Annotated in this window: 19 protein-coding genes; 11 read left to right on the forward strand and 8 right to left on the reverse strand. The window is 71.0% G+C overall.

Annotation, left to right across the window (positions count from 1 at the left end):
• Window positions 1-352 precede the first annotated feature (352 nt).
• Window positions 353-838: a ribose-5-phosphate isomerase gene (locus tag ABT116_RS07540; RefSeq protein ID WP_351629196.1), complete on the reverse strand. Its 486-nt coding sequence runs from the start codon at window positions 836-838 to the stop codon at window positions 353-355.
• Window positions 839-1116: 278 nt separating this feature from the next.
• Between ABT116_RS07540 and ABT116_RS07545 the strand changes: the two genes are divergently transcribed.
• Entirely contained in the window at window positions 1117-2607 is a 1491-nt protein-coding gene (locus ABT116_RS07545) for an amino acid permease (RefSeq protein ID WP_351629199.1), read from the forward strand.
• Between the two features lie 102 nt (window positions 2608-2709).
• On the opposite strand, the gene ABT116_RS07550 is transcribed toward ABT116_RS07545, so the two are convergent.
• Window positions 2710-4812, reverse strand: coding sequence for a serine/threonine-protein kinase (locus ABT116_RS07550; protein WP_351629201.1), 2103 nt, complete (start codon window positions 4810-4812; stop codon window positions 2710-2712).
• A 215-nt stretch (window positions 4813-5027) separates the two neighbouring features.
• On the opposite strand from ABT116_RS07550, the gene ABT116_RS07555 reads away from it, so the two are divergent.
• Window positions 5028-5753, forward strand: coding sequence for a hypothetical protein (locus ABT116_RS07555; protein ID WP_351629204.1), 726 nt, complete (start codon window positions 5028-5030; stop codon window positions 5751-5753).
• An 88-nt stretch (window positions 5754-5841) separates the two neighbouring features.
• Here the strand turns inward: ABT116_RS07555 and ABT116_RS07560 are convergent, their stop codons facing one another.
• Window positions 5842-6423 (reverse strand): biotin transporter BioY, encoded by a 582-nt coding sequence (locus ABT116_RS07560; RefSeq protein ID WP_351629207.1) that lies wholly within the window; start codon window positions 6421-6423, stop codon window positions 5842-5844.
• Window positions 6424-6874: 451 nt separating this feature from the next.
• Between ABT116_RS07560 and ABT116_RS07565 the strand changes: the two genes are divergently transcribed.
• From ABT116_RS07565 to ABT116_RS07595, 7 genes are all read left to right on the forward strand, one after another.
• Window positions 6875-8074: an ROK family protein gene (locus ABT116_RS07565; protein ID WP_351629209.1), complete on the forward strand. Its 1200-nt coding sequence runs from the start codon at window positions 6875-6877 to the stop codon at window positions 8072-8074.
• Between the two features lie 233 nt (window positions 8075-8307).
• On the forward strand, window positions 8308-9363 hold the full coding sequence (locus ABT116_RS07570) for an ABC transporter substrate-binding protein (protein WP_351629211.1): 1056 nt from the start codon (window positions 8308-8310) through the stop codon (window positions 9361-9363).
• A complete protein-coding gene (locus ABT116_RS07575; RefSeq protein ID WP_502983836.1) occupies window positions 9360-10223 on the forward strand; it encodes an ABC transporter permease in 864 nt (287 codons plus the stop codon). The genes ABT116_RS07570 and ABT116_RS07575 overlap by 4 nt, the downstream gene beginning before the upstream one ends.
• Window positions 10199-10933 (forward strand): ABC transporter ATP-binding protein, encoded by a 735-nt coding sequence (locus ABT116_RS07580; protein WP_351629214.1) that lies wholly within the window; start codon window positions 10199-10201, stop codon window positions 10931-10933. The genes ABT116_RS07575 and ABT116_RS07580 overlap by 25 nt, the downstream gene beginning before the upstream one ends.
• Window positions 10930-12273, forward strand: a complete 1344-nt coding sequence (locus tag ABT116_RS07585) for an LLM class flavin-dependent oxidoreductase (protein ID WP_351629217.1) — start codon at window positions 10930-10932, stop codon at window positions 12271-12273. The genes ABT116_RS07580 and ABT116_RS07585 overlap by 4 nt, the downstream gene beginning before the upstream one ends.
• A 26-nt stretch (window positions 12274-12299) precedes the next feature.
• The gene (locus ABT116_RS07590; protein ID WP_351629219.1) at window positions 12300-13193 is read left to right on the forward strand and encodes a TauD/TfdA dioxygenase family protein; all 894 of its coding nucleotides are present in this window, start codon (window positions 12300-12302) and stop codon (window positions 13191-13193) included.
• Window positions 13194-13312: 119 nt separating this feature from the next.
• On the forward strand, window positions 13313-14701 hold the full coding sequence (locus ABT116_RS07595) for an amino acid permease (RefSeq protein WP_351629221.1): 1389 nt from the start codon (window positions 13313-13315) through the stop codon (window positions 14699-14701).
• 1 nt (window position 14702) lies between these two features.
• Here ABT116_RS07595 and ABT116_RS07600 read toward each other — a convergent pair whose 3' ends face one another.
• Together ABT116_RS07600 and ABT116_RS07605 are read right to left on the reverse strand one after the other, a co-directional pair.
• Window positions 14703-16895, reverse strand: a complete 2193-nt coding sequence (locus ABT116_RS07600; protein ID WP_351629223.1) for a tetratricopeptide repeat protein — start codon at window positions 16893-16895, stop codon at window positions 14703-14705.
• Window positions 16892-17311 carry a hypothetical protein gene (locus tag ABT116_RS07605; RefSeq protein WP_351629226.1) on the reverse strand — a complete coding sequence of 140 codons (420 nt, stop codon included), beginning with the start codon at window positions 17309-17311 and terminating at the stop codon, window positions 16892-16894. Before ABT116_RS07605 ends, ABT116_RS07600 begins: the two co-directional genes overlap by 4 nt.
• A 152-nt stretch (window positions 17312-17463) precedes the next feature.
• Between ABT116_RS07605 and ABT116_RS07610 the strand changes: the two genes are divergently transcribed.
• Window positions 17464-18111 (forward strand): superoxide dismutase, encoded by a 648-nt coding sequence (locus tag ABT116_RS07610; protein ID WP_351629229.1) that lies wholly within the window; start codon window positions 17464-17466, stop codon window positions 18109-18111.
• A 110-nt stretch (window positions 18112-18221) separates the two neighbouring features.
• Here the strand turns inward: ABT116_RS07610 and ABT116_RS07615 are convergent, their stop codons facing one another.
• From ABT116_RS07615 to ABT116_RS07625, 3 genes are read right to left on the reverse strand one after another with little or no spacing between them, the layout of a single operon-like run.
• The gene (locus ABT116_RS07615) at window positions 18222-18998 is read right to left on the reverse strand and encodes an SAM-dependent methyltransferase (protein WP_351629231.1); all 777 of its coding nucleotides are present in this window, start codon (window positions 18996-18998) and stop codon (window positions 18222-18224) included.
• Between the two features lie 12 nt (window positions 18999-19010).
• Complete coding sequence (locus tag ABT116_RS07620; RefSeq protein WP_351629233.1) at window positions 19011-19634, reverse strand: histidine phosphatase family protein; 624 nt, start codon at window positions 19632-19634, stop codon at window positions 19011-19013.
• Window positions 19631-21127, reverse strand: a complete 1497-nt coding sequence (locus tag ABT116_RS07625) for an FGGY-family carbohydrate kinase (RefSeq protein ID WP_351629236.1) — start codon at window positions 21125-21127, stop codon at window positions 19631-19633. The genes ABT116_RS07620 and ABT116_RS07625 overlap by 4 nt, the downstream gene beginning before the upstream one ends.
• A 157-nt stretch (window positions 21128-21284) precedes the next feature.
• Here ABT116_RS07625 and ABT116_RS07630 point away from each other — a divergent pair, with 157 nt between their 5' ends.
• Complete coding sequence (locus ABT116_RS07630) at window positions 21285-22706, forward strand: ABC transporter substrate-binding protein (protein ID WP_351629239.1); 1422 nt, start codon at window positions 21285-21287, stop codon at window positions 22704-22706.
• Window position 22707: the final 1 nt, after the last annotated feature.

A 22707-nucleotide genomic window follows, 5' to 3' on the forward strand; every position in this document is an offset into this window, starting at 1 on the left:
CCGCAGCAGCCTCTCGCGCCAGCTATCCGGAGATACTCACTCTCGCCCGGCAAAGTCCCGGCGAGGGCGCGCCCGTCGGCTACCACCTGGTCCGCCGGAATTGGTGGCCCGCTGGGCTCCGGGCAGAAAGATGTTCAACGCCTACGGTCCTACCGAGGCAACTGTCGTGTCGAGCATCAGTGCGGCCCCCTCGGGGGCTTTCGTCCCCACCCCTCGCGGGCTTCGTCCCCACCCCTCGGGGGCTTCGTCGCCCCCCTCAGGGGCTTCGTCGCCACCCCCTCAGGGGCTTCCTCGCCACCCCCTCAGGAGCGTCCGCCCGGTCTCTCCGGGGTGGGGCGCAGGGGCCGGTGGGTTACTGCTGCGGGTGGTGCGGCGGGATCGGGGGGAGGTCGCCGGTCGTTTCGTAGGCCGACAGCATGTCGATCCGGCGAATGTGGCGTTCGTCACCCGAGAACGGCGTGCCGAGGAAGATCTCCACGAACTTCGTCGCCTCGTCCTGCGAGTGCATGCGCGCGCCCACCGCGACGACGTTCGCGTTGTTGTGCTGGCGGCCCAGGGACGCCGTCTCCTCACTCCAGGCGAGGGCCGCACGGACGCCCTTGACCTTGTTCGCGGCGATCTGCTCGCCGTTGCCCGAGCCGCCGATGACGACGCCGAGGGCCTCGGGGTCCGCGGCCGTGCGCTCCGCTGCGCGGAGGCAGAAGGGCGGGTAGTCGTCCTGGGCGTCGTAGATGTGCGGGCCGCAGTCGACGGGGTCGTGACCCGCCGCCTTCAGCCACTCGACGAGGTGGTTCTTGAGTTCGTAGCCCGCATGGTCCGAGCCGAGGTACACGCGCATGGGACGAGTGTGACACGGGTGTTTCGGGGAAGGCGCGCGGGGTGGCGCTCATGAAAACCCTGGGCGAATGTGAGCCGCATTACGGAAGCTCAGGAAAACCTCAAGTAACAATCTGGATTCAGAGGTTCTCCTAGCCGTTCGCCTCCGATTCACTGGACCGGCTCGTACACCGCTCGTACGAGCCCCCCCGTACACCGCCATGCCGCGAAACACCCCGTTCGTGCGGCTCGTGCGTTCGTACGGAAGTACAGCTCCCCGGCGCAAAGGAAATCCGTTCCATGACCTCGCAGCCGACTCTGAACGAGACCGGAAACGACCCCGGAGGGCCCGGAGAACCCGGAGCCGAGGGCTCCGGGCTGCAGGCCGGGCTCAAGAACCGGCATCTTTCGATGATCGCCATCGGCGGTGTCATCGGCGCCGGCCTCTTCGTGGGGTCCAGCTCCGGTATCGCCACCGCCGGACCCGGCATCCTGCTGTCGTACGCCCTCGTCGGCACGCTCGTGGTGCTGGTGATGCGGATGCTCGGTGAGATGTCGGCCGCCAACCCCACCTCGGGTTCCTTCTCCGCGCACGCCGACCGGGCCCTCGGGTCCTGGGCCGGTTTCTCCATCGGCTGGCTGTACTGGTTCTTCTGGGTCGTCGTGCTGGCGGTCGAGGCGACCGCCGGTGCGGTGATCCTGGAGGGCTGGATACCGGCCGTGCCCCAGTGGGGCTGGGCCCTGATCGTGATGCTGGTGCTGACCGCCACCAACCTGGTCTCCGTCGGCTCCTACGGCGAGTTCGAGTTCTGGTTCGCGGGCATCAAGGTCGTCGCCATCGCCGCGTTCATCGTCATCGGCGGACTGGCCGTGTTCGGGCTGCTGCCCGGCGTGGACAGTGAGCAGGCCGGGGTGAGCAACCTGACCGCGCACGGCGGCTTCCTGCCCAACGGGGCCGGCGCCATCCTCACCGGTGTGCTGCTCGTCGTCTTCTCCTTCATGGGCAGCGAGATCGCCACCCTGGCCGCCGGTGAGTCCGAGAACCCCCGGCAGGCCGTCACCAAGGCCACCAACAGCATCATCTGGCGTGTCGCCGTCTTCTACCTCGGCTCGATCGCCGTCGTCGTGTGCCTGCTGCCGTGGGACAGCAAGTCCATCACCAAGGACGGCTCCTACGTCGCCGCGCTGGACTCCCTCGGCATCGCGCACGCCGGTCAGATCATGAACTTCATCGTGCTGACCTCGGTGCTGTCCTGTCTGAACTCCGGTCTCTACACCGCCTCCCGCATGGCCTTCTCCCTCGGCCAGCGCGGTGACGCGCCGAAGGCCTTCGCCCGCACGACCTCCAACGGCGTGCCGCGCACGGCGATCCTCGCGTCGGTCGCCTTCGGCTTCGTGGCCGTGTTCTTCAACTACAAGTTCCCGGACTCGGTCTTCCTGTTCCTGGTGAACTCCAGTGGTGCGGTCGCCCTGTTCGTGTGGCTGGTGATCTGCTTCTCCCAGCTGCGCATGCGGAAGATCATCAAGGCCGAGGCACCCGAGAAGCTCGTCGTGAAGATGTGGCTGTACCCGTACCTGACCTGGGCGACTGCCGCGCTGATCGTGTTCATCCTCGGTTACATGCTCACCGACACCGAGCACGACGGGCGCCAGACCATCCTGCTGTCGCTGCTCGTCGCGGCGGTGGTGCTCGTCATCGCCTTCGTGAAGAAGGGGGTGCGCGGGGGGCGTCCGGCCGCCGATGCCCCGCAGGTCCAGGGTGAGGAGCGCAACGAGGTGTCGGCCGGCTGATCCTCCTGCCGCTCGCCGTTCGTCGTGAACGGGGGCCCGTGGTGCGTGCTGTCGCGCGCGCCGCGGGCCCCTTCTCGTTTCCCCACGCCTGCCTGAAGCGGCCTACAGCACCGTGAAGCTGTCCCTGACCTTCTCGTAGGTGGCGAGTGCCTCCTGCTCGATCCCGGCCTCGTACCACGTGTTGACCTGGTACGACTTGCCCGTCACATTGAAGCCGAGCAGGCGGGCGTGCCAGTGGACGCCCTTCAGCGTGAACGTGTACTCCCACACCACCGCCGGGTGGCCGCGGAACGTCGTCTCCTCCAGGCGGATCTTGCGGTAGTCCTGGCCCTGGTGGGCGTTGCGCTCCGAGGTCTGCCAGGTCTCCAGCAGGTCGCCGCGGGCCAGGGAGGACTTGCCGACCAGCTCCTGGGAGCCTTCCGGGGAGGTGTAGTGCACCTCCGCGCCCGTCTTCACGTCCCGTCGCCAGCCGTCGGGTGTCGCCCAGGCGAACCCACCGGCCTCCCGGTGCGTGCCGGGCGGGAGGGTCTGCGGCCTGGCCGTGCCCTCGACGGTGGCCGAGGGGCTGGTGTTGCCGGTGGTGTCCCCGGTGGTGGCCGGCGCGGACGCCGAGGAACCCGCGCGGGGAGTCTCGTCGCCGTCGCCGGGTGAGCCGGATGACGTCGCCAGCAGGATCGCCGCGACGGTGCCGGCGGTGGCGAGGGTGGCCGCCGCGGCGGTGAGCGCCGTACGGCGACGGCGACGGGGGTGCGGGTGCGGGCGGGGAGTGGCCGGGACGGCCGGCCCGGGGAGTTCGCCCGGCGGCATCGGCAGGGGGGTGGGGTGGGGACGGCACTCGGTCTCCGCCTGTGCCTGTGCGCGAGGGAGGGAGACGGGGGCCTGAGAAGTCGCGGGCGTCTTCGTGGGTGTGGGGTGTGGGTGGTGATGCGGCTCCCGGACGGGGGCGGGGCTGCGGGGGTCCGGGGGCGCGGGGAGGTGGGCGGGCGTGGGTGAGCCGGGGGCGGGGAGGTAGGCGGGAGTGGGTGATTCGGGCGCGGGTGCGGGAAGGGGTGTCCGCGACTGCGGCTCCGGGGCTGCTTGTCGTCCGCCGAGGGTGGTCGGGAGGCCGGGGGCGGGCTTCGGACGGGGCGCGGGCTCCTCGCCCGCCACACGCTCCGGCTCCCGACGCGACGCAGCCCCCTCCCCCGCCGCGGACTCCGGCGCCCGACGCGACGCAGACTCCTCCGCCGCCACAGAGCCCTGCTCCCGACGCGGCGCGGACTCCTCGTCCGCCACAGGCCCCGGCTCCCGGCGCGGCGCAGTCCCCTCCCCCGCCGCAGTCTTCGTCCCCGGCTCCCGCTCCGAGTCCCCCACCCCCACGGCCACCGTCGGCGTCGGAGTTGGGAACGCCACCGGCTCCAGTGCCGTCTGCAGAGCCTCCAGGTCCGGGCGGGCCGACGGGTCCTTGGCCAGCAGGGACGTCAGGATGTCCCGCAACGGGCCCGACGCGGCGGGCAGTTCCGGCTCCTCGTACAGGACCGCGTGCAGGGTCGCCAGTGTGGTGTCGCGGGAGAACGGGGAGCGGCCGCCCAGGGCCGCGCAGAGGGTCGCGCCGAGGGACCAGATGTCGGACGGCGGGCCCTGGGGGCGGCCGGAGATGCGCTCCGGGGCCATGTAGTCGGGCGAGCCGACGAGCATGCCGACCATGGTGAGCGCCTTGGCGTCCTGGATCGCGGCGATCCCGAAGTCCGTGAGGACGATCCGCCCTCCGCGGCCGGAACCGGTGCCGTTGCCGCGTCCGGACCCGGCCACGCCGTCCGCGTGCTCCACGAGGACGTTTCCGGGCTTGATGTCGCGGTGCAGTACGCCCCGTTCGTGCACCTGCCGCAGCGCCGCGACCAGACCGAGTCCGATGCGGGCCGTCCCGCCGGGGCTCAGCGGGCCTGTCTCCGCGAGGATCCGTTCGAGGGAGCGGCCCGCCACCAACTCCATGACGATCCACAGGCGTTCGCCCTCGTCGACCACGTCGTAGACCCGTACGACGTTGGGGTGGTCGATCCGGGCTGTGGCCCTGGCCTCGCGCAGGGTGCGTTCACGGCGGGTCCTGCTGTCCTCCGCGTCATGTCCGTCGATCCGCATTTCCTTGACGGCGACCGGCCGGTCGAGTATTTCGTCGGCGGCTCGCCACACCCGCCCCATTCCCCCCTGGCCGATACTCTCGACCAACCGATAGCGTCCCGCCACCAATGCCCCTGGAACACCGCCGCTGTTCGCATTCCCCGGCAATTCGCTGCACCCCCTCCACGACGCCGTGACCGACTCCAGTGAAACACAACGGTCACACTTCGTGCCGTACCAGGATAGTGCGGGGAAATCTTGTGGTACCTCTTTCAGTGCTGCGAATTCAGGCGCAGCCCAGGGGGACGCAAGGGGGGACGAACATGAGTTCTCGTCACACGACAGCGGTCGCGGGATCGCTGGTCATGGCATCTTTCTCGGCGGTGATGATCCTTTCCGGTACGGCCGGCGCGGAGGACGAAGGACCCGCAAGTGCCAAGGGGGGAAAGGCGGTCGACGAGGCACCGGCGGGGGTGAAGCTCACCACGCTGCTGCCCGGGAAGATCTCGGTCGACAACAGTTCCGAAAAGACGGCGATTACCGCCACGGTGAAGAACGAGGGGAGCAAGGACAGCGGGAAGATCAGGCTGTTGGTCGTCGGTTTCGACGGGCTTGTCGTCAAGGGTGTCGAGGGGTGTTCGGCGATACCCGAGAAGGGACTTCCGGAGGGTTCGAACAGCGGATTCGCATGCCCGATCGACAATCTCGCGGCCGGAAAGGCGAAGTCGTACGCCGTCGACGCGACGTTCGACCTCGGAAAAACCGGGAAGATCTGCCTGCCCGTGCAGACGAGCGACGGGAAGAAGACGTTCTGGCAGCAGGGCCCGGTGCCGTTCGGCACGAGCAACCCGTCCCCGGACGCCCCTGCCACGCCCCTGCTGCTCGGCACCGACAACGAACCGGCGGGCCCGGGCGGCAAGGAACTGCCGAAGACCGGTCCGGCCCGTGATCTGCTGCCGCTGGGCGCGGCCGGCGCGTCGCTGCTCGCGGCGGGCGTGGCCGGAATGTGGTGGTCGCAACGGCGGCGGCCGGGGGCCCAGGAGGGCTGAATCGGCCGTCTGTTGCGTCACCGCGTACGCAGAGAGGCCCGCCGGGGGCATCGTGCTCCCGGCGGGCCTCTCGGCAACGCCTACGGTGTCAGCGCTTGTTCGCGAACTTCCAGGCCGTCGGCAGGGCGCCCATGGCCAGCGCCGCCTTCAGCGCGTCGCCGATGAGGAACGGCGTGAGGCCGGCCGCGATCGCGGCGGTGGCGGACATGCCGGTGGCGAGGGCCAGGTAGGGCACGCCGATGGCGTAGATGATCGCCTCACCCACCAGCATCGTGCCGGCCATGCGCAGCACCGAGCGGTCGGCGCCGCGGCGGGCCAGGGCGCCGACGACGGTGGAGGCGAGGATCATGCCGAGGATGTAGCCGAAGGAGGGCGCGACACCGGAGGAGGCGCCGGCGAACCACGGCACACCGGCGATGCCGGCCAGGGCGTACAGCGCGAGCGCGAGGAAGCCGCGGCCGGCGCCGAGGGACGTGCCGACGAGCAGCGCGGCGAACGTCTGGCCGGTCACCGGGACCGGAGAGCCCGGCACGGGCACGGAGATCTGGGCGGCGAGGCCGGTGAGCGCGGCGCCGCCGAGCACGAGGGCCGCGTCCCGGACTCTGGAGGAGGGGAGCAGGTCGGCGAGGACCTGTCCGGTGCTGGCGGGTGTGGCGGCAGCGGTGCTCATGGGGACTCCGCGAGAGTGAGGGCCGGTCGGGACACCGTGACGCTATCCCAGCGCCCTCGCCCCGATCACCGTCAGCGCTCGACAAAGGCGCGGACAGGCCGTTGGTCGGCTTCGAACAAAGGATGCGGGTTACAGCGAGTACGGCGTGATGCCGGTCACGGTGATGGGGTGCCGTGTGCCACGGGAGCGGGACATCGGGGCGTCTGTAGGTTTCCGCCAAAGCCGCCGACAGCGCCGTCTCGCCCGTCGGTCGCCGTCTGGGCAGCCCGGGGCCGTTTTGCTAGCGTCGCGGACATGGTTGCCCAGGCCCGGTACTTCTCGTCGCGTCGCTACGTCGACCTGCGACGCCAGGGCACGGCCACCTGTCGCCGCCCTCGGTGAGGCGAGGCGGAGGAATCCGGCTCGCCGATCGAAACGGCGCAGTGTCGGACCGGCCTCCAGGAAGATTCCCATGCCCCGTACCGCGGCTCCCCTTCTGACGTCCCCCATCCCCCGTGTCGCCGACAGCGACCGGCGTCGCACCAGCGCGAGCGTCGTCCTGCGGTCCGTGCTGGAGCACGGGCCGGTCGCGCGCAGCACCATCGCCCGGCTGACCGGCCTGTCGCCGGCGTCGGTGACCGACTACTGCGCCCGCTTCGCCGAGTTGGGGCTCATCCGCGAGTCCGCCGAGCTGCGGCGCTCCAAGGGCGTGGGCCGGCCGCATCTGCCGGTCGATCTGGACGACTCCCGGTTCGTGGTGGGCGGCGTGCACGTGGCGGTGCCGTACACCACGGTCGCGTTGCTGGATCTGCGTGGGCGGGTGGTGGCCCGCAGCGAGGTGAAGCACGTGGGCACCGAGCCCGCACGGGTGCTGGGCCGGGCCGCCCACGCGCTGGCGGCGCTGCTCGCCGGGGCTCCCCGCAGCAGGGCGCTGGGGGTCGGGTTCGCGGCGGGCGGCTGGGTGGACCGGGACTCGGGCACCGTCGTGGAGCATCAACTGCTCGGCTGGCGCGAGGTGCAGGTGCGCAAGGTACTCGGGGCGCGCACCGGGCTGCCGGTGCATGTCGACGGGCACGCGCGGGCGTTGGTGAACGCGGAGCGGTTGTTCGGGCGGGCGCGGGGCAGCCGCAGTGTGCTGCATCTGTTCGCGGGCAATGTGGTCGACTCGGCGTTCGCCACCCATGACGAGGTGCACCACGGACCGCGCTCGCAGGCGGGGACGATCGCCCATCTGCCGGTGCCGGGCGGCACGGAGCCCTGCGCGTGCGGCCGGGTGGGCTGCCTCCAGGTGGAGCTGAGCGAGCGGACGCTGTGCCGGCTGGCCCGGGAGGCGGGGATCGTCGACGGGGTGAACCCGATGCATGTGGTCTCCGCCGCGGCGGCCGGTGACCCGGTGGCCGGGCGGCTGCTGCGGGAGCGGTCGCGGCGGGTGGGCCGTGCGGTCGGGCTGCTGCAGGACGTACTCAACCCCGAGCGGGTGGTCGTGACGGAGATCGGGGCCATGCACCGGGCGGACTGTCTCGCCGCGCTGCGGGAAGAGGTCGGAGCGGATCGTGCCGCGACCGTCTCACCGATCAGTTTCACGGATTCCGTACTGGCTGTGGCCGGCGGTTCGGTGGCGCTCGACGTTCTCTATCGGGATCCGCTGGCCGCGTCACCTGAGGCTATTTAATTCAGAAACTCGGAATGTTGACAGGACGGGCTGTTGACCAGGAACATCCTGTTCATGACCCCGCTCACGAGCTGTCGCACTCTCTGTTGCTGACCCGTTGACGCGCCCAGGCGCCCGTTCACGGAGCGCCTTCTTCTTCCCGTGTGAAATTCACGTGAATTCCCCTGCCCGGCTTTTCCTGTCCGGAATTCCGCGTGCCGTGCCGCCGCCTTCCATACCCAGGGAGTCCTCCCATGTCCTCTCCTCCCCTGCCCGGTCTCGACCGGCGTCTGTTCCTGACCTCGCTGCTCGGCGTGACGGCCGCGGCGGCCGGACTGAGCGGCTGCGCGGACAGCAGTGCCGCCGCCGAAGAGGCCTCCGACGCTCCCCTCGCCTCCAAGGTTCCCGCCGGTACGAGCCTGAAGATCGCCTCGTACCAGAACGCGCAGCAACTCCAGTTCGAACTGGCCGGGTTCCGGGATCTGCCGTTCAAGGTGGCCAACTGGCTGAACATCGGCGCGGGTCCCGATGTCATCAACGCCTTCCGCGCGAAGTCCCTCGAGGTCGCCAACAACGCGGGCATTCCGCCGATCCAGGCGCACTATCAGGGCTTCGACGCCAAGATCGTGGCGATCAACATCACCCGGAAACCCAACTACCTCTTCGCCACCAAGCCGGGCAGCGACATCCGTACGGTCGCCGGTTTCAAGGGCAAGCGGCTCGCCTTCTCCCAGGGCCAGGCACAGGGCGTCGTCCTGCTGCGGGCGCTGAAGAAGGCCGGGCTGGCGTACGACGACGTGGAGCTGGTGCCGCTGACCAGCAACCAGTTCCTCACCGCCCTGCAGTCCGGGCAGGTGGACATCGCCCCGCTCGCCAACACCCAGGCGCCCGCGTATCTGGCGCAGTACAAGTCGGCCCGCACCATCACCACGGACGTGGTGGACCTGCTCAACCTGTTGTGGGCGCCGGTCTCGGTGCTGAACGACAAGGCGAAGGCCGCCGCGATCGCCGCGTACATCCCGTACTGGGCGAAGGGCCAGGTGTGGACCTACGAGCACCCCGACGAGTGGAACAAGCAGTTCTACGTCGGGACGCAGAACCTGACGCTTCCCCAGGCGAAGGCCATCACCGCGTTGGCCAACAAGCCGCTGTTCCCGCCCCGCTGGGACGAGGCCATCAGGTGGGAGCAGGAGACCGCCGATCTGCTCGCGGAGGGCGGCTTCGTGAAGAAGTTCGACGTCTCCGAGCTCTTCGACCACCGCTTCGAGTCCCTCGCGGCCAAGGCCGTGCCCGCGGAGTACCGGAGGTGACCGCCGTGACCACGACGACGCACACGACCGCGAAGGTTCCCGCGGCGCTCACCCCGGTGGAGGGGACGCACCAGGTGCGCAGGCGCCGGCGGCTGGCTCCCGGCAAGCGGCTGCCCGCCACCCGGCTCGTCGGGCCGGCGGCCGTCCTCGTGTTGTGGAGCGCCGCCTCCGCCGCCGGGCTGCTCGACCCGGGCGCGATCCCGGCCCCGTGGACGGTGCTGGAGACGGGCAGCCGGCTGTGGACCGCGGGCACGCTGCCGGACGACATCCTGACGTCGTTGCAGCGCGCGGCCACCGGTTTCTCGATCGGTCTGGCCGTGGGGATCCTGCTGGCGCTGGCGTCCGGGCTGACCCGGACCGGTGAGGCCCTGATCGACGGGACGGTCAACCTCAACCGGGCGATCCCCACCCTCGGTCTGATCCCGCTGTTCATCCTGTGGCTGGGCATCGGGGAGACCTTCAAGATCGCCATCATCGCGATCGTCGTCTACATCCCGATCTACCTCAACACGCACGCCGCGCTGTCCGGCATCGACAGCCGCTTCGTGGAACTCGCCGAGGTCCAGGGCCTGTCGAAGTACCAGTTCATCCGGCAGGTCGTCGTCCCCGGTGCCCTGCCCGGCTTCTTCGTCGGGCTGCGGCTCGGCGTGACCGGGTCCTGGCTGGGCCTGGTGGTGCTGGAGCAGATCAACGCCACCAGCGGCCTCGGCTACATGATGTTCCAGGCGCAGAACTACGGCCAGACGGACGTCATCCTCGTCGGCCTGGTCGTCTACGGCGTCTTCGGCCTCCTCTCCGACAGCGCGGTCCGTATCGTCGAACGGAGGGTGCTGTCATGGCGCCGCACACTGAGCAGCTGACCCGGCCCGCCGTCCAACTGCGCGGCCTGACCCGGTCGTTCGACGGGCGCACGGTCCTCGACGGCATCGACCTCGATCTGCCCGCCGGACAGCTGACGGCCCTGCTCGGGCACAGCGGCTCCGGCAAGAGCACCCTGCTGCGGGCGATCGCCGGACTCGACCACGGCGTCACCGGCAGCGGGCAGCTCACCGCGCCCGAGCGGGTGTCGGTGGTCTTCCAGGACTCCCGGCTGCTGCCCTGGCGGCGGGTGCTCGACAACGTGCTGCTCGGGGCGGAGGGCAAGGACGCCGGTCGCAAGGGCCGGGAAGCCCTGGAAGAGGTGGGGCTGAAGGGCCGCGAGCGGGCCTGGCCGGGCCAGCTGTCCGGCGGTGAGGCCCAGCGCGCCGCCCTGGCCCGGTCGCTCGTAGGGGAGCCGGAACTGCTGCTGGCCGACGAGCCGTTCGGGGCGCTGGACGCGCTCACCCGGATCCGGATGCACGGTCTGCTCCGGGAGCTCTGGGAGCGCCACCGGCCCTCCGTGCTGCTGGTCACCCACGACGTGGACGAGGCGATCGTGCTCGCCGACCGGGTGCTCGTCCTGGAGAAGGGCCGGATCGGCCTCGACCTCACCATCGACCGCGTGCACCCGCGGTCGTACCGCGACCCCCTGCTCGGCGAGTACCGGGAGCGGCTGCTGGCCGCGCTCGGTGTCACGGAGGACCACCGATGACCCGCAGACAGCTGCACCTCAACGCGTTCCTGATGAACACCGGTCACCACGAGGCATCGTGGCGGCTGCCGGAGAGCGACCCGTACGCGCATGTGGACCTGGCCCACTACGTGCGGCTCGCCCGGATCGCCGAGCGCGGAACCTTCGACTCGCTGTTCCTCGCCGACGGCCCGCAACTGTGGAGCAGTGTCGGCCAGCGGCCCGCCGGGGCACTGGAACCGATCACGCTGCTGACCGCCCTGGCGACGGCGACCGAGCACATCGGCCTGATCGCCACGGCCTCCACGTCGTACAACTCGCCGTACAACCTGGCCCGGAAGTTCGCCACGCTGGACCACCTCAGCGGCGGCCGTGCGGGCTGGAACATCGTCACGACCGCCGGTGCCGAGGCCGCCCGCAACTTCGGTCTGGACGCCGAGCCGGCGCACGCCGAGCGGTACGCGCGGGCCGCCGAGTTCCTCGACGTGGCGCTGAAGCTGTGGGACAGCTGGGAGGACGACGCGATCGTCGCCGACAAGGCGGCGGGCGTGTGGGGCGACGACGCGAAGATCCACCCGCCCCGGCACCAGGGCCGCTACTTCAGCGTCGAGGGTGCGCTCAACGTGCCGCGCACGCCCCAGGGTTACCCCCTGCTCGTGCAGGCCGGCTCCTCCGAGGACGGCAAGCGGTTCGCCGCGCGGTACGCGGAGGCGGTGTTCACCGCCCAGCAGACCATCGAGGACGCCCGGGCCTTCTACGCCGACCTCAAGGCCCGGACCGTAGCGGCAGGCCGGGACGCCGACCACATCAAGGTGCTGCCGGGCATCGTCCCGGTGATCGGCTCCACGGAGGCCGAGGCGCGGGCACACGAGCGGGTCCTGGAGGATCACATCGTGCACGCGCACGGCGTCAGCCACCTGGAGCGGCTGCTGCACCTGGACCCGGGCACCCTGGAGCTGGACGGCCCCCTCCCCTCCGACCTGCCCCCGGAGAGCGCCATCGAGGGCGCCAAGAGCCGCTACACGCTCGTCGTGGGGCTGGCCCGGCGCGACCGGCTCACCGTGCGGCAGCTGATCGGGCGGCTCGGCGGCGGCCGCGGGCATCTCACCTTCGCCGGGACGCCCGAGCAGGTCGCCGAGACGATCCAGCTCTGGTTCGAGTCGGGCGCCGCGGACGGCTTCAACATCATGCCCGCGGTGCTGCCGTCCGGCCTGGAGGCCTTCGTCGACCACGTCGTCCCGATCCTGCGCGCCCGCGGACTGCTCCGCACCGAGTACGGCAGCGCCCGCCGCACCCTGCGGGAGCGCTACGGCCTCCCACGTCCCGTCAACCAGCACGTCACCGCCCCCGCCCTCGTCTGATCCCCCTCGTCCGGAAGGAACCCGTCATGGCCATCGAGATCCACAAGGTCACCGCGAACATCGGCGCCCGCGTCGAGGGCGTGGACATCACCAAGCCCCTCGACCAGGAGACCTACACGGCCCTGCGTGAGGCGCTCAACGCCCACAAGGCCCTGGTCTTCGACGCGGAGGGCCTGGACGACGCGGGCCAGCAGGCGTTCGTCCGCCACTTCGGCGACATCACCACCGCCCACCCGACGGTGTCCGCCGTCGACGGCGCCCCGAACGTGCTGCCCGTCGACAGCGAGGGCGGCCGGGCCGCCAACCACTGGCACACCGACGTCACCTTCGTCCTCAACCCGCCGCAGGCCACCAGCCTGCGCAGCATCACCGTCCCGCCCTACGGCGGCGAGACCCTGATCGCCAGCTCGGCGGCCGCCTACCGCAACCTGCCCGAGTCGCTGCGCGGCCTCGCCGACAGCCTGTGGGCCGAGCACACCAACGACTACGACTACGCCGTCCCGGAGGAGGACGTCGACGAGGAGCAGTCCGCCCGGCGCGCCCAGTTCACCTCGATCAAGTACCGCACGGTCCACCCGGTGGTCCGCGTCCATCCGCTGACCGGCGAGCGCGGGCTGTTCATCGGCGGTTTCGCCCAGCGGATCGTGGGCCTGTCGGCCGGCGAGTCCCGCAAGATCCTCGACCTGCTCCAGGCGTACGTCACCCGGCCGGAGAACATCCTGCGCCACCGCTGGTCGCCGAACCAGCTCGTCCTGTTCGACAACCGCATCACCCAGCACTACGCCGTCGACAACTACGACGGCCGGCCCCGGCGCCTGCACCGGGTGACCGTCGCCGGGGACGTCCCCGTGGGCATCGAGGGCAAGGAGAGCTACGCCATCGAGGGCGACGCCTCGCATTACACGCCGGTCGCCGCCTAGCCACACAGAGCGACAGGACCGTCCACATGGTGGGATGCCTCTTCGTCAGGCGGAGAGGCATCCGAGACTGGCGGCGTTTTGCCCTCGTACGCCTCTCACGCATAGGACGAGCCGCGCCCATGCCCAGCAGCACCACCACGGGGACGCCGCCCAGCGCGGACGACGTCTCCCTCTCCCATGGCCTGAAGCAGCGCCACCTGTCGATGATCGCCCTCGGCGGGGTGATCGGGGCCGGTCTGTTCGTCGGCTCCGGTGCCGGTATCGCCGCGGCCGGTCCGTCGATCGTGGTCGCCTACGCCCTGTCCGGTGTCCTCGTGATGCTGGTGATGCGGATGCTCGGCGAGATGTCGGCCGCGTATCCGTCGTCGGGGTCGTTCTCGGCGCACGCCGAGCGGGCGATCGGACCCTGGGCGGGATTCACCGCCGGCTGGTCCTTCTGGGTGCTGCTCTGCACGGCCGTCGGCCTGGAGGGCATCGGCGCCGCGAAGATCGTCAGTGGCTGGCTGCCGGGTACGCCGGAGTGGGCGTGGGTGGCGCTGTTCATGGTCGTCTTCTGCGGCACGAACCTGGCCGCCGTGAAGAACTTCGGCGAGTTCGAGTTCTGGTTCGCGGCGCTGAAGGTCGGCGCGATCAGCCTGTTCCTGGTGCTCGGCGTCCTGGCGATCGCGGGTGTCCTGCCGGGCACGGACTCGCCGGGCGCGAGCCACCTCACCGACTTCCTGCCCAACGGCGGTGAGGGCCTGGTCATCGGCCTGCTCGCCTCGGTCTTCGCCTACGGCGGCCTGGAGACGGTCACCATCGCGGCCGCCGAGTCGGAGAACCCCGTGAAGGGCGTCGCGAGCGCGGTCCGTACGGCGATGTGGCGCATCGCGCTGTTCTACATCGGCTCGATGGCCGTCATCGTCACGCTCGTCCCCTGGGACTCCAAGGAGGTCGTCGAGAAGGGCCCGTACGTCGCCGCCCTCGACCAGCTCGGCATCCCGGGCGCCGGTCAGCTGATGAACGTGGTCGTGCTGGTCGCGCTGCTGTCCGCGATGAACGCCAACATCTACGGTGCCTCCCGCATCGCCTACTCGCTGGTGGAGCGTGGGCAGGGCCCGAAGGCTCTTGGCCGGGTCTCGGGCGGGGTGCCGCGGATCGCCGTGCTGGCGTCCTCGGTGTTCGGGTTCCTGTGCGTGCTGCTGAGCTACTGGCGGCCGAACGACGTCTTCGCCTGGCTGCTGAACATGATCGGTGCGGTGATCCTGGCCGTCTGGATCTTCATCGCCGTCTCTCAGCTGCGCCTGCGTCGCCGCCTGGAGCGCGAGGCGCCCGAGAAGCTGGCCGTGCGCATGTGGGCGTTCCCGTGGCTGACCTGGGTCGCCCTGGCCGGCATGGCCGCGGTCTTCGTCCTGATGGCCCGGGAGCCGGACACGCGGGTGCAGCTGTACTCGACCGGCGGGATGATCCTGGTTCTGGCGGGGGTCGGGTACGGGTGGCAGCGGGCGCGCGCCAGGGCCGAGGCCTGACTCAGCCCCGGGCCTCGGCCTGCCAGGTGGCGACCCAGGCCCGGTCGTGCGCGGCGAACGGGTGCTCGCGTCCGAGCACCCGTGCCCGGTGTTCGGACAGTTCCTTCATCATCCTGATGGCCTCGTCGGTCCTGCCCAGGCCATGGGTGATCCGGGCGTTGAGGGATGTGGCCGACAGGGTGAGGGGGTGGTCCGGGCCCTGGAGCCGGATCCGGTCGGCCAGCACCTGGCGGGCCATCGGTTCGGCTTCTTCGTGGCGGCCGAACTCGAACAGGCCGTAGGCGTAGTTGTGACGGGCGAGAATCGTCGTGGGGTGGTCCGGCGGCAGGGCACGCTCGCAGGCCCTCAGGAGTGCGGGGCCTTCCTCCTCCAGTTCCTGTTCCTTGCGCAGTTGCGGCAGGACCTCGATCAGCCCGCACCAGATGAACAACGCCTCCCGGCTGTCTTCCCCCAGCACCCGCCGGTAGCCGTCGAGGGCTCGTCGCTTCCAGCGTTCCGACTCCTCGTCGCGGTCGAGGAGATCCAGCGGTTGTGACAGAGCGGCGCAGCTGTGGAGCGTATCCACGTCATCGGCCCCGAGCAGGGTCTCCCGGCGTTCCAGTACCCGGCGGTGCAGCTTCTCCGATTCGGCGAACCGACCCATCCGGAACAACGCCGTGCCCTGCAGGTGTTCGGCCTCCAGGGCCAGCCGGTGCTCGGCGCCCAGGACGCCCCGGACCGCCTCGACGACCGTGGGCGCGAGCGCCAGTGCCCCCGCGTAGTCCCCCGACTCGTAGACCTGCCGCAGGACCCGCACCGCGAGGGTCGCGGTCCGTTCGTCAGCAGCCACCCCGAGCAGTCTCGTCACGTGCGGTGTCAGCAGAGCGAGCCTGCTGCGCGCCGCGGGAGAGTCGGAGCCCTCGCCGGGCAGGGCGGCCTCCAGGAGCGAGGCGGCAGCTGTCTCGACGATCGCCCGCCGGTCCTCGGGCACTCCCCCGGCGACGCTGTCGAGCAGCACCCCGTGGGCCCGCACGCAGCGCACCCCGTCCACAGTGACCAGTTCGGCCAGCGAGTGGTCGATCAGACCCTTCAGCGCCGGTTCCAACTGCTCGGGGCGAAGGGCGGGTTCGAGTCCGTCGACGGTCAACTCTCCCCGGGCCACCGGCACCAGCACGCTCAACGGCACGGGATCCGCGGCCAGGAACGACAGCAACCGCAACAGCGTCGTCGCCTCGGGGAGCCCCTGCTGCGCCAGGGCGTCCAGCGACAACTGCCACGTCCGGCCCACCAGATGACGGGACTGGCTGCCACCCCGCCCGGCGGCACCCTGGTCGACGATCAACGTCGACTCCTCGCCGAGCTTGCGGTCGTACTCGTCCATGGACCACGACTCCAGGAGTTGGTGGGCAAGGTGGGACCCGGCCAGCGTGAGGGCGAGCGGCAGGCGGCCGAGGCGCGCGGCGACCTTCCGGGCCGCCTCCAGGTCGCCCGCTTCCGGCGCCAGGTCGCACAGCACCTGGGCCGCGTCCTCCAACGGCAGGAGGCCGAGGGCGTGTCGGTGAACGCCCGGTCCGCGCCACAGCGGCGACGTGGCGTGGCGGGTCGTGACCAGCACCGTGCCGCGGTCACTGGGCCGGAGCCACGCACCGCTCTCCAGGACCGTCGGGTCGTCGGCGTTGTCGAGGACGAGAAGCCAGGGGTCGCTGGAGTGGTCGAGGTAGTGCCAGACGAGGTCGGCGGCGGCGCGCCGGCCCGCTGCGGCGGCTGCGAGCTCACCTGCTTCGGCACCGCGGTCCCCCGCCACCGCCAGCATCCCTGCCCGCAGGGACATCCGCTCGGACGCGTTGACCCAGAAGCCCACCCGCCCGTGCTCGCGTACCGCCTCGTTGAAGAGCCAGTACGCCAGCGCGGTCTTGCCGCAGCCGCCCATGCCGTGCACGACGTGCACCTCACCGCCGGACCCGGCGACGGCCGCGCCGAGCGTCTCGCGGAGTTGCTCACGGTCGCGCAGGATGCCCGGCGCCCGGCCGACCAGCGGCATCCGTACGGAGTCGGGAGCGGTCGGCCCGGCACCCGCCGGGGGCCCGGCCGCCCGTCCGAACAGCGGGCCGCCCGCACCGGCACCGTAGTGATGGTGGTGTTCCTCGATGTACTGGTCGCCGGAGGTCTGGAAGATCCGTCCCTGCCCGGAGGCCCGGGCGCCGAGCTCGCTCATCGCTCGGTGATGTTCTGGTCGCGTCCGGCCTGGTAGACCCGGCCGCTGCCGGAGACCTCGGCGCGCAGCCGGACCTCCACCACGGACTGCGCCTCCGGGGGCTGGGGGCTCAATTCCGCGAGGATCCTGCGCAGTTCGTCGGCGACCTCGGGCCGGGCGACCAGGAGCCGTCGGACCCTCGCCTGCCACTCGGCGGTGAGTTCGGACTCGGTGTCGTCGTCACCGGTCCGCCGGGCGAGCAGGAGGTCCTCGCGGGTGGCCTCCAGTTCGCCGCCGACGGCCTCCGCGCGGTCGGGCTGGAAGCGCTGCCAGAGGGAGACGAGGCCCTCGCGGGCCGATTCCCAGGCCTGGCCGGTCATCAGCGTCACCATCGTCGTTCCCGCGATTCTGGCGAGTTCGGCGATCTCGGGCCCCATGGTCGCCCCCCTTTTCCTACGAGGACCGATAGTAGGTCGCGCTCCACCGGCCGCACACCGCCGATCCGCGCGTCTGCCCAGCCCGGCCCCCTTCTTGCTGTTAGCTTGTACCTGCAAGCCAGTTGCAATAAGGTCCGGAGGGGATCCCGCCCATGCCCGTCTACACGTTGCCCGAACTGCCTTACGACTACTCCGCGCTCGCCCCCGTGATCAGCCCCGAGATCATCGAGCTGCACCACGACAAGCACCACGCCGCCTATGTGAAGGGCGCCAACGACACGCTGGAGCAGCTCGCCGAGGCGCGGGACAAGGAGACGTGGGGGTCGATCAACGGGCTGGAGAAGAACCTGGCCTTCCACCTGTCCGGGCACATCCTGCACAGCATCTACTGGCAGAACATGACCGGCCCGAAGGACGGCGGCGGCGAGCCGCTGGCGCAGGACGGGGTGGGCGAGCTGGCGGACGCGATCACCGAGTCCTTCGGGTCCTTCGCGAACTTCAAGACCCAGTTGTCCAAGGCATCGGCCACCACGCAGGGTTCGGGCTGGGGCGTGCTCGCCTACGAGCCGCTGAGCGGGCGGCTGATCGTGGAGCAGGTCTACGACCACCAGGGCAACGTCGGCCAGGGCGCCACCCCGATCCTCGTCTTCGACGCCTGGGAGCACGCCTTCTACCTGCAGTACCGCAACCAGAAGGTCGACTTCATCGAGGCCATGTGGCAGGTCGTCAACTGGCAGGACGTGGCCCGGCGTTACGAGGCCGCCAAGTCCCGGGCGGATGTGCTGCTGATGGCCCCCTGAGGCCGTGAAGCGTCCTGCCTCGTGATCGTCTTCTCACCCTTCACGAACGGCAGGCGGATGGAAGGAAGCCCCCGCGAGGACGTGACTCGCGGGGGTTTCCCATGGGCACGCTACGGCTTGCGGCCCAGGCCGCCGTGCTGGCCTATCGGCTCGGTCGACGCGCCCGGCTCGGGGTGCCACAGCGGCACCGAGACCACGCCGGGTTCCACCAGCTCCAAGCCCTCGAAGAACGCCTCGATCTGCTCCACCGGCCGCAGGAAGTACGGGACCGCGCCCGTCTCGTTGTAGGCGTCCTGGGCCTGTTCGTAGGCCGGATCCGTGCCGCGGGAGCCCTCGTTGAGGGAGAGATGACTGCCCGGGGCAAGCCCGGCCAGGAGGCGGCGGACCAGGTCGCGGGCCTGGTCGTAGTCGGCCACGTGCCCCAGGATGCCGCTGAGTATCAGTGCGGTGGGGCGGGTGAGGTCGAGGGTCTTGCCGGCGGCCGCGAGGATCTCCTCGGGCTCGAAGAGGCTGATGGGCTCGTAGGCCGTCGCACCCTCGGAGGTGGAGGTGAGCAGGGCGCGGGCGTGCGCGAGGACCAGCGGGTCGTTGTCCACGTAGACGATCCGCGCGTCCGGGGCGAGCCGCTGGGCGACCTCGTGGGTGTTGTCGACGGTCGGCAGGCCGGTGCCGACGTCGAGGAACTGCCGCACGCCGGCCTCCTGGACGAGGTACCGGATACTGCGTCCCAGGAAGGCGCGGCTGCTGCGGGCGATGGTGACGATGCCGGGGAAGACGGCGGTGTACGCGTCACCGGCCGCCTCGTCCACCGGGTAGTTGTCCTTGCCGCCCAGCCAGTAGTTCCAGATCCGGGCCGAGTGCGGCACCGATGTGTCGATCTGCGTCATGTGCCCATAGTGCTACGGCACATGAGCCTCGCACGGCACATTGAGTGAGAGGAGTGCGGCGGATCCGTCGGGGTTCATGCGCAGTTCGCTGATCGCCGCGTTCCGCAACCGCGGGAGCACTCTGCGGTACTCGCTCACCGGGATCGACAGCAGGGTGCACAGCACCAGCCGCAGCAGGGTGTTGTGGGCGACGACCAGGACGCGTTCGCCGGGGTGGGCGGCGGCGATGTCCCGCAGGGCTCGCACGCCACGGGCCGCCGCGGCCAGCGGGTCCTCGGCGCCGGGGAAGGAGTGCTCCACCGGGTCGGCCCGGTAGGCCGCGGCCCACTCGGGGTCCTCCGCCTCGAACTCGGCGAGTGTACGGCCCTCCAGCACGCCGAAGTCGCATTCGCGCAGGTGGGGTTCGCTCTGGGGGGTGAGGCCGAGGGCGCGGCAGGCGGGCTCGGCGGTGGCGACGGCCCGGGACAGCGGGGACGTCCAGATCGCGTCGACGGGATGGGCGGCGGCCCAGCGGCCGAGGGCGTCGGCCTGGGTGCGGCCGGTGTCGGTGAGGTCGATGTCGCTGATGCCGGCGTAGCGGTTCTCGGCGTGCCAGACGGTCTGTCCGTGGCGGACCAGCAGGAGGGTCGTACTCATGAGGCGGAAGTATCCCGGTTCAGCCGGCTGTGCGCGTGCGCGGCGACCGGGCCGGGCAGCCAGCCGCGGTCCCGCAGGGCGTCGACGAGACGCGCGTACGGCTCGGCGAACGCGGCCGTGAGCCCGGGGCGGGGTTCGACGACGGTCCGGACGCGGACCATGCGTTCGGCGACATCCGCGAGCGGGCCGGTCCCCGACGCCCCGTACGCGGCCAGCGCCGCCATGCCAAGGGCCGGTTCCGTCTGCTCGGGGACGCGGGCCGGGCGGCCCAGGATGTCGGCGCGCAGCTGGTTCCAGTACGGGCTGCGGGCGCCGCCGCCGGTGAAGGTGAGCGGGCCGTCCAGGGGTGCGCCGAGGTGGTGCAGGTAGTCCAGGCAGAGGCGTTCGACGAGGCCGACGCCCTGGAGCAGCGCCGCCCACAGGTCGGCGTTCTCCACGGGGTCGCCCAGGACGAACGGGGTCGCCTGGGGTGCCCGGAACGGGAACCGCTCCCCCGGCGAGACGAGGGGGTAGGCGATCACGTTCGACGGTTCGTACGCCCTGGCCGGTGCGTCCAGCTCGGAGGGGTCGGCTCCCGGGAAGTGCGCCGCGAGCGCCCCGGCCCCGACGCTCGACGCCCCGCCGGGCAGCCAGGTGCCGTCCGGGGCACGGTGGTTGTAGACCACGCCGGTGGGGTCGCGGACCGGGTCGCGGGCGGCGCCCTTCAGCACCAGTGTGGTGCCGAGCACGGAGTTCCAGGAGCCGGGCCGCAGCGCGCCGGAGGCGATCTGGGCCGCGCAGCCGTCGGTCATCCCGGCGAGCACCGGCGTGCCGGCGGGGATGCCGGTGGCTTCGGTGGCGGCCGGGCCGACCTCGCCGAGGCGCGTCCCCGGGCGGACGACATTCGGCAACAGGCCATCGGGCAGGCCCAGTTCGGCCAGGGCGGCGTCCGGCCAGCGGTCGCGCTCCAGGTCGTAGCCCGTCTTCAGGGCATGGCTGGAGTCGGCCGGGGTCGGCTCGCCCGTGAGCCGGGAGACGATCAGGTCGGGCTGGTGCGTCAGGCGCAGCGAGGTTCCGCCGTACTCGTCCAGCAGCCACAGCGCCTTCGGCAGCGCCCAGGTGTCCTGGACCGCGAGGCCCGCCTCCCGGGCCCGCGCGGCCTGGGCCTTCGCCCGCCCGTCGTCGTACATCAGGGCGGGGCTCACCGGGCGGCCCGAGCCGTCCGTCAGCAGGACCGTCCCGGAGGTGCCGCACACCGCGAGTCCGCCGATCGGCAGGCCCGGGGGCGCGGAGCGCAGGGCCGCCCGCGACGCGTCACACAGCGCCGCCCACCAGCGCAGCGGGTCCTGCTCGTGCCGCACGCCGTCCCGCCGCCCCGTGAGCGGGGCCGAGCCGCTGCCGAGGACCGTGCCGTCGGCGGTGACGAGCAGCACGCGGACGCTCTGTGTGCCGAGGTCGACGCCCAGCCAGCCCGCACCCGTGTCCGCGCCCTCGTCCGCACCGTCGTTCACCATCCGGAACCTCCCAGGCCGTCGCAGCCGGATCTGTGAACTTCTCACTGTGCCCCGATATTTTCCCGTGCGCGAGGGATTGACGCCCAACTTCAGCCGTTCCACCCTCTGTTAACGAGTCGACTCGACGTGTTAACCAGGCTCCACGCCGGAGGTACGGATGGACACGCACGTGCACGACCGCCGACGCTTCCTCGCCCTCGCCGCCGGGGCGGCGGCAGCCCCGTTACTGACGGCCTGCGGCGCCGGTTTCGGCGGGAACGACGCCAAGAGCGACGGCTCGGCGGCGGACGACGTCACCGGATCCTTCGACTGGAAGCGGGAGAAGGGCACCACCGTCAAGGCGCTGCTCAACAAGCACCCGTACACCGACGCCCTCATCGCCGACCTCAAGTCGTTCACCGCGAAGACCGGCATCGAGGTCGAGTACGACGTCTTCCCCGAGGACAACTACTTCGACAAGCTCACGGTGGACCTCTCCAGCGGGCGTGCCTCCTACGACGTCTTCATGCTCGGCGCGTACATGGTGTGGCAGTACGGGCCGCCGGGCTGGCTGGAGGACCTCGGGCCCTGGATGCGCAACTCCTCCGCGACGGGCTCCGATTGGGACCAGGCGGACTTCTTCCCGAACCTGCTCCAGGCCGACCAGTGGTCGCTGAAGGCGGGGGCGCCGCTGGGCCGGGGCGGACAGTACGCGCTGCCCTGGGGCTGGGAGACCAATGTCGTCGCCTACAACACCGAGCTGTTCAGGAAGCTCGGCGTGCAACCGGCCGAGACCTTCGACGAGCTGACCGAACTCGCCGGGACCATCAAGCAGAAGGCGCCGGGCGCGGGTTTCGACGGCATGTACGGGATCGCCGTGCGCGGGTCGAGAAGCTGGGCCACCATCCACCCGGGCTTCATGACGATGTACGCCCGCAACGGGCTGAAGGACTTCACGGTCGACGGCGGAAAGCTCACCCCCGCCATGAACAGCCCCGAGGCCGTCGCCTTCACCGAGGACTGGGCCCGCATGGTCAAGCGGGGCGGGCCGCCGTCCTGGACGTCGTACACCTGGTACCAGTGCTCCAGCGACCTGGGCGCGAAGAAGGCGGGGATGCTGTTCGACGCCGACACGGCCGCGTACTTCCAGGCGGTGAAGGGCGCCAGCCCCGCCTCCGGGAAGATCGCCTTCCACCCGGGGCCGAAGGGGCCGGACGGGTCGCTCGCCACCAACATGTGGATCTGGTCGCTCGGCATGAACGCCAAGAGCAAGAAGAAGAGCGCCAGTTGGCTGTTCCTCCAGTGGGCCACCGGCAAGGAGCACCTGCGCAAGAGCGCGATCACGCACAACCACATCGACCCGGTGCGCAAGTCCGTCGCCGACGACGCCGCGTACAAGGACAAGATGCGGCACCTGCCGGGCTTCCTCGAGACCTTCGAGACGGTCGTCGACCAGACGAAGATCCAGTTCACCCCGCAGGCCCAGTTCTTCGACGCGACGACCAGCTGGGCCTCGGCCCTCCAGGAGATCTACGGCGGCAAGGGCGCGAAGTCGGTGCTGGACGGGCTGGCGGACGACCTCGCCGGCAAGGTGGGCTAGC

The sequence above is a fragment of the Streptomyces sp. NPDC002130 genome, from assembly GCF_040296465.1.
Classification (GTDB): Bacteria; Actinomycetota; Actinomycetes; order Streptomycetales; family Streptomycetaceae; genus Streptomyces.

Excerpts from the sequence above, each read along its gene's own strand:
- ABT116_RS07610 (WP_351629229.1), top strand. The coding sequence starts at position 17,464 with ATGCCCGTCTACACGTTGCCCGAACTGCCTTACGACTACTCCGCGCTC.
- ABT116_RS07590 (WP_351629219.1), top strand. The coding sequence starts at position 12,300 with ATGGCCATCGAGATCCACAAGGTCACCGCGAACATCGGCGCCCGCGTC.
- ABT116_RS07585 (WP_351629217.1), top strand. The coding sequence starts at position 10,930 with ATGACCCGCAGACAGCTGCACCTCAACGCGTTCCTGATGAACACCGGT.
- ABT116_RS07620 (WP_351629233.1), bottom strand. The coding sequence starts at position 19,634 with ATGAGTACGACCCTCCTGCTGGTCCGCCACGGACAGACCGTCTGGCAC.
- ABT116_RS07600 (WP_351629223.1), bottom strand. The coding sequence starts at position 16,895 with ATGAGCGAGCTCGGCGCCCGGGCCTCCGGGCAGGGACGGATCTTCCAG.
- ABT116_RS07540 (WP_351629196.1), bottom strand. The coding sequence starts at position 838 with ATGCGCGTGTACCTCGGCTCGGACCATGCGGGCTACGAACTCAAGAAC.
- ABT116_RS07560 (WP_351629207.1), bottom strand. The coding sequence starts at position 6,423 with ATGAGCACCGCTGCCGCCACACCCGCCAGCACCGGACAGGTCCTCGCC.
- ABT116_RS07605 (WP_351629226.1), bottom strand. The coding sequence starts at position 17,311 with ATGGGGCCCGAGATCGCCGAACTCGCCAGAATCGCGGGAACGACGATG.
- ABT116_RS07555 (WP_351629204.1), top strand. The coding sequence starts at position 5,028 with ATGAGTTCTCGTCACACGACAGCGGTCGCGGGATCGCTGGTCATGGCA.
- ABT116_RS07565 (WP_351629209.1), top strand. The coding sequence starts at position 6,875 with ATGCCCCGTACCGCGGCTCCCCTTCTGACGTCCCCCATCCCCCGTGTC.
- ABT116_RS07570 (WP_351629211.1), top strand. The coding sequence starts at position 8,308 with ATGTCCTCTCCTCCCCTGCCCGGTCTCGACCGGCGTCTGTTCCTGACC.
- ABT116_RS07595 (WP_351629221.1), top strand. The coding sequence starts at position 13,313 with ATGCCCAGCAGCACCACCACGGGGACGCCGCCCAGCGCGGACGACGTC.
- ABT116_RS07630 (WP_351629239.1), top strand. The coding sequence starts at position 21,285 with ATGGACACGCACGTGCACGACCGCCGACGCTTCCTCGCCCTCGCCGCC.
- ABT116_RS07580 (WP_351629214.1), top strand. The coding sequence starts at position 10,199 with ATGGCGCCGCACACTGAGCAGCTGACCCGGCCCGCCGTCCAACTGCGC.
- ABT116_RS07615 (WP_351629231.1), bottom strand. The coding sequence starts at position 18,998 with ATGACGCAGATCGACACATCGGTGCCGCACTCGGCCCGGATCTGGAAC.
- ABT116_RS07625 (WP_351629236.1), bottom strand. The coding sequence starts at position 21,127 with ATGGTGAACGACGGTGCGGACGAGGGCGCGGACACGGGTGCGGGCTGG.
- ABT116_RS07545 (WP_351629199.1), top strand. The coding sequence starts at position 1,117 with ATGACCTCGCAGCCGACTCTGAACGAGACCGGAAACGACCCCGGAGGG.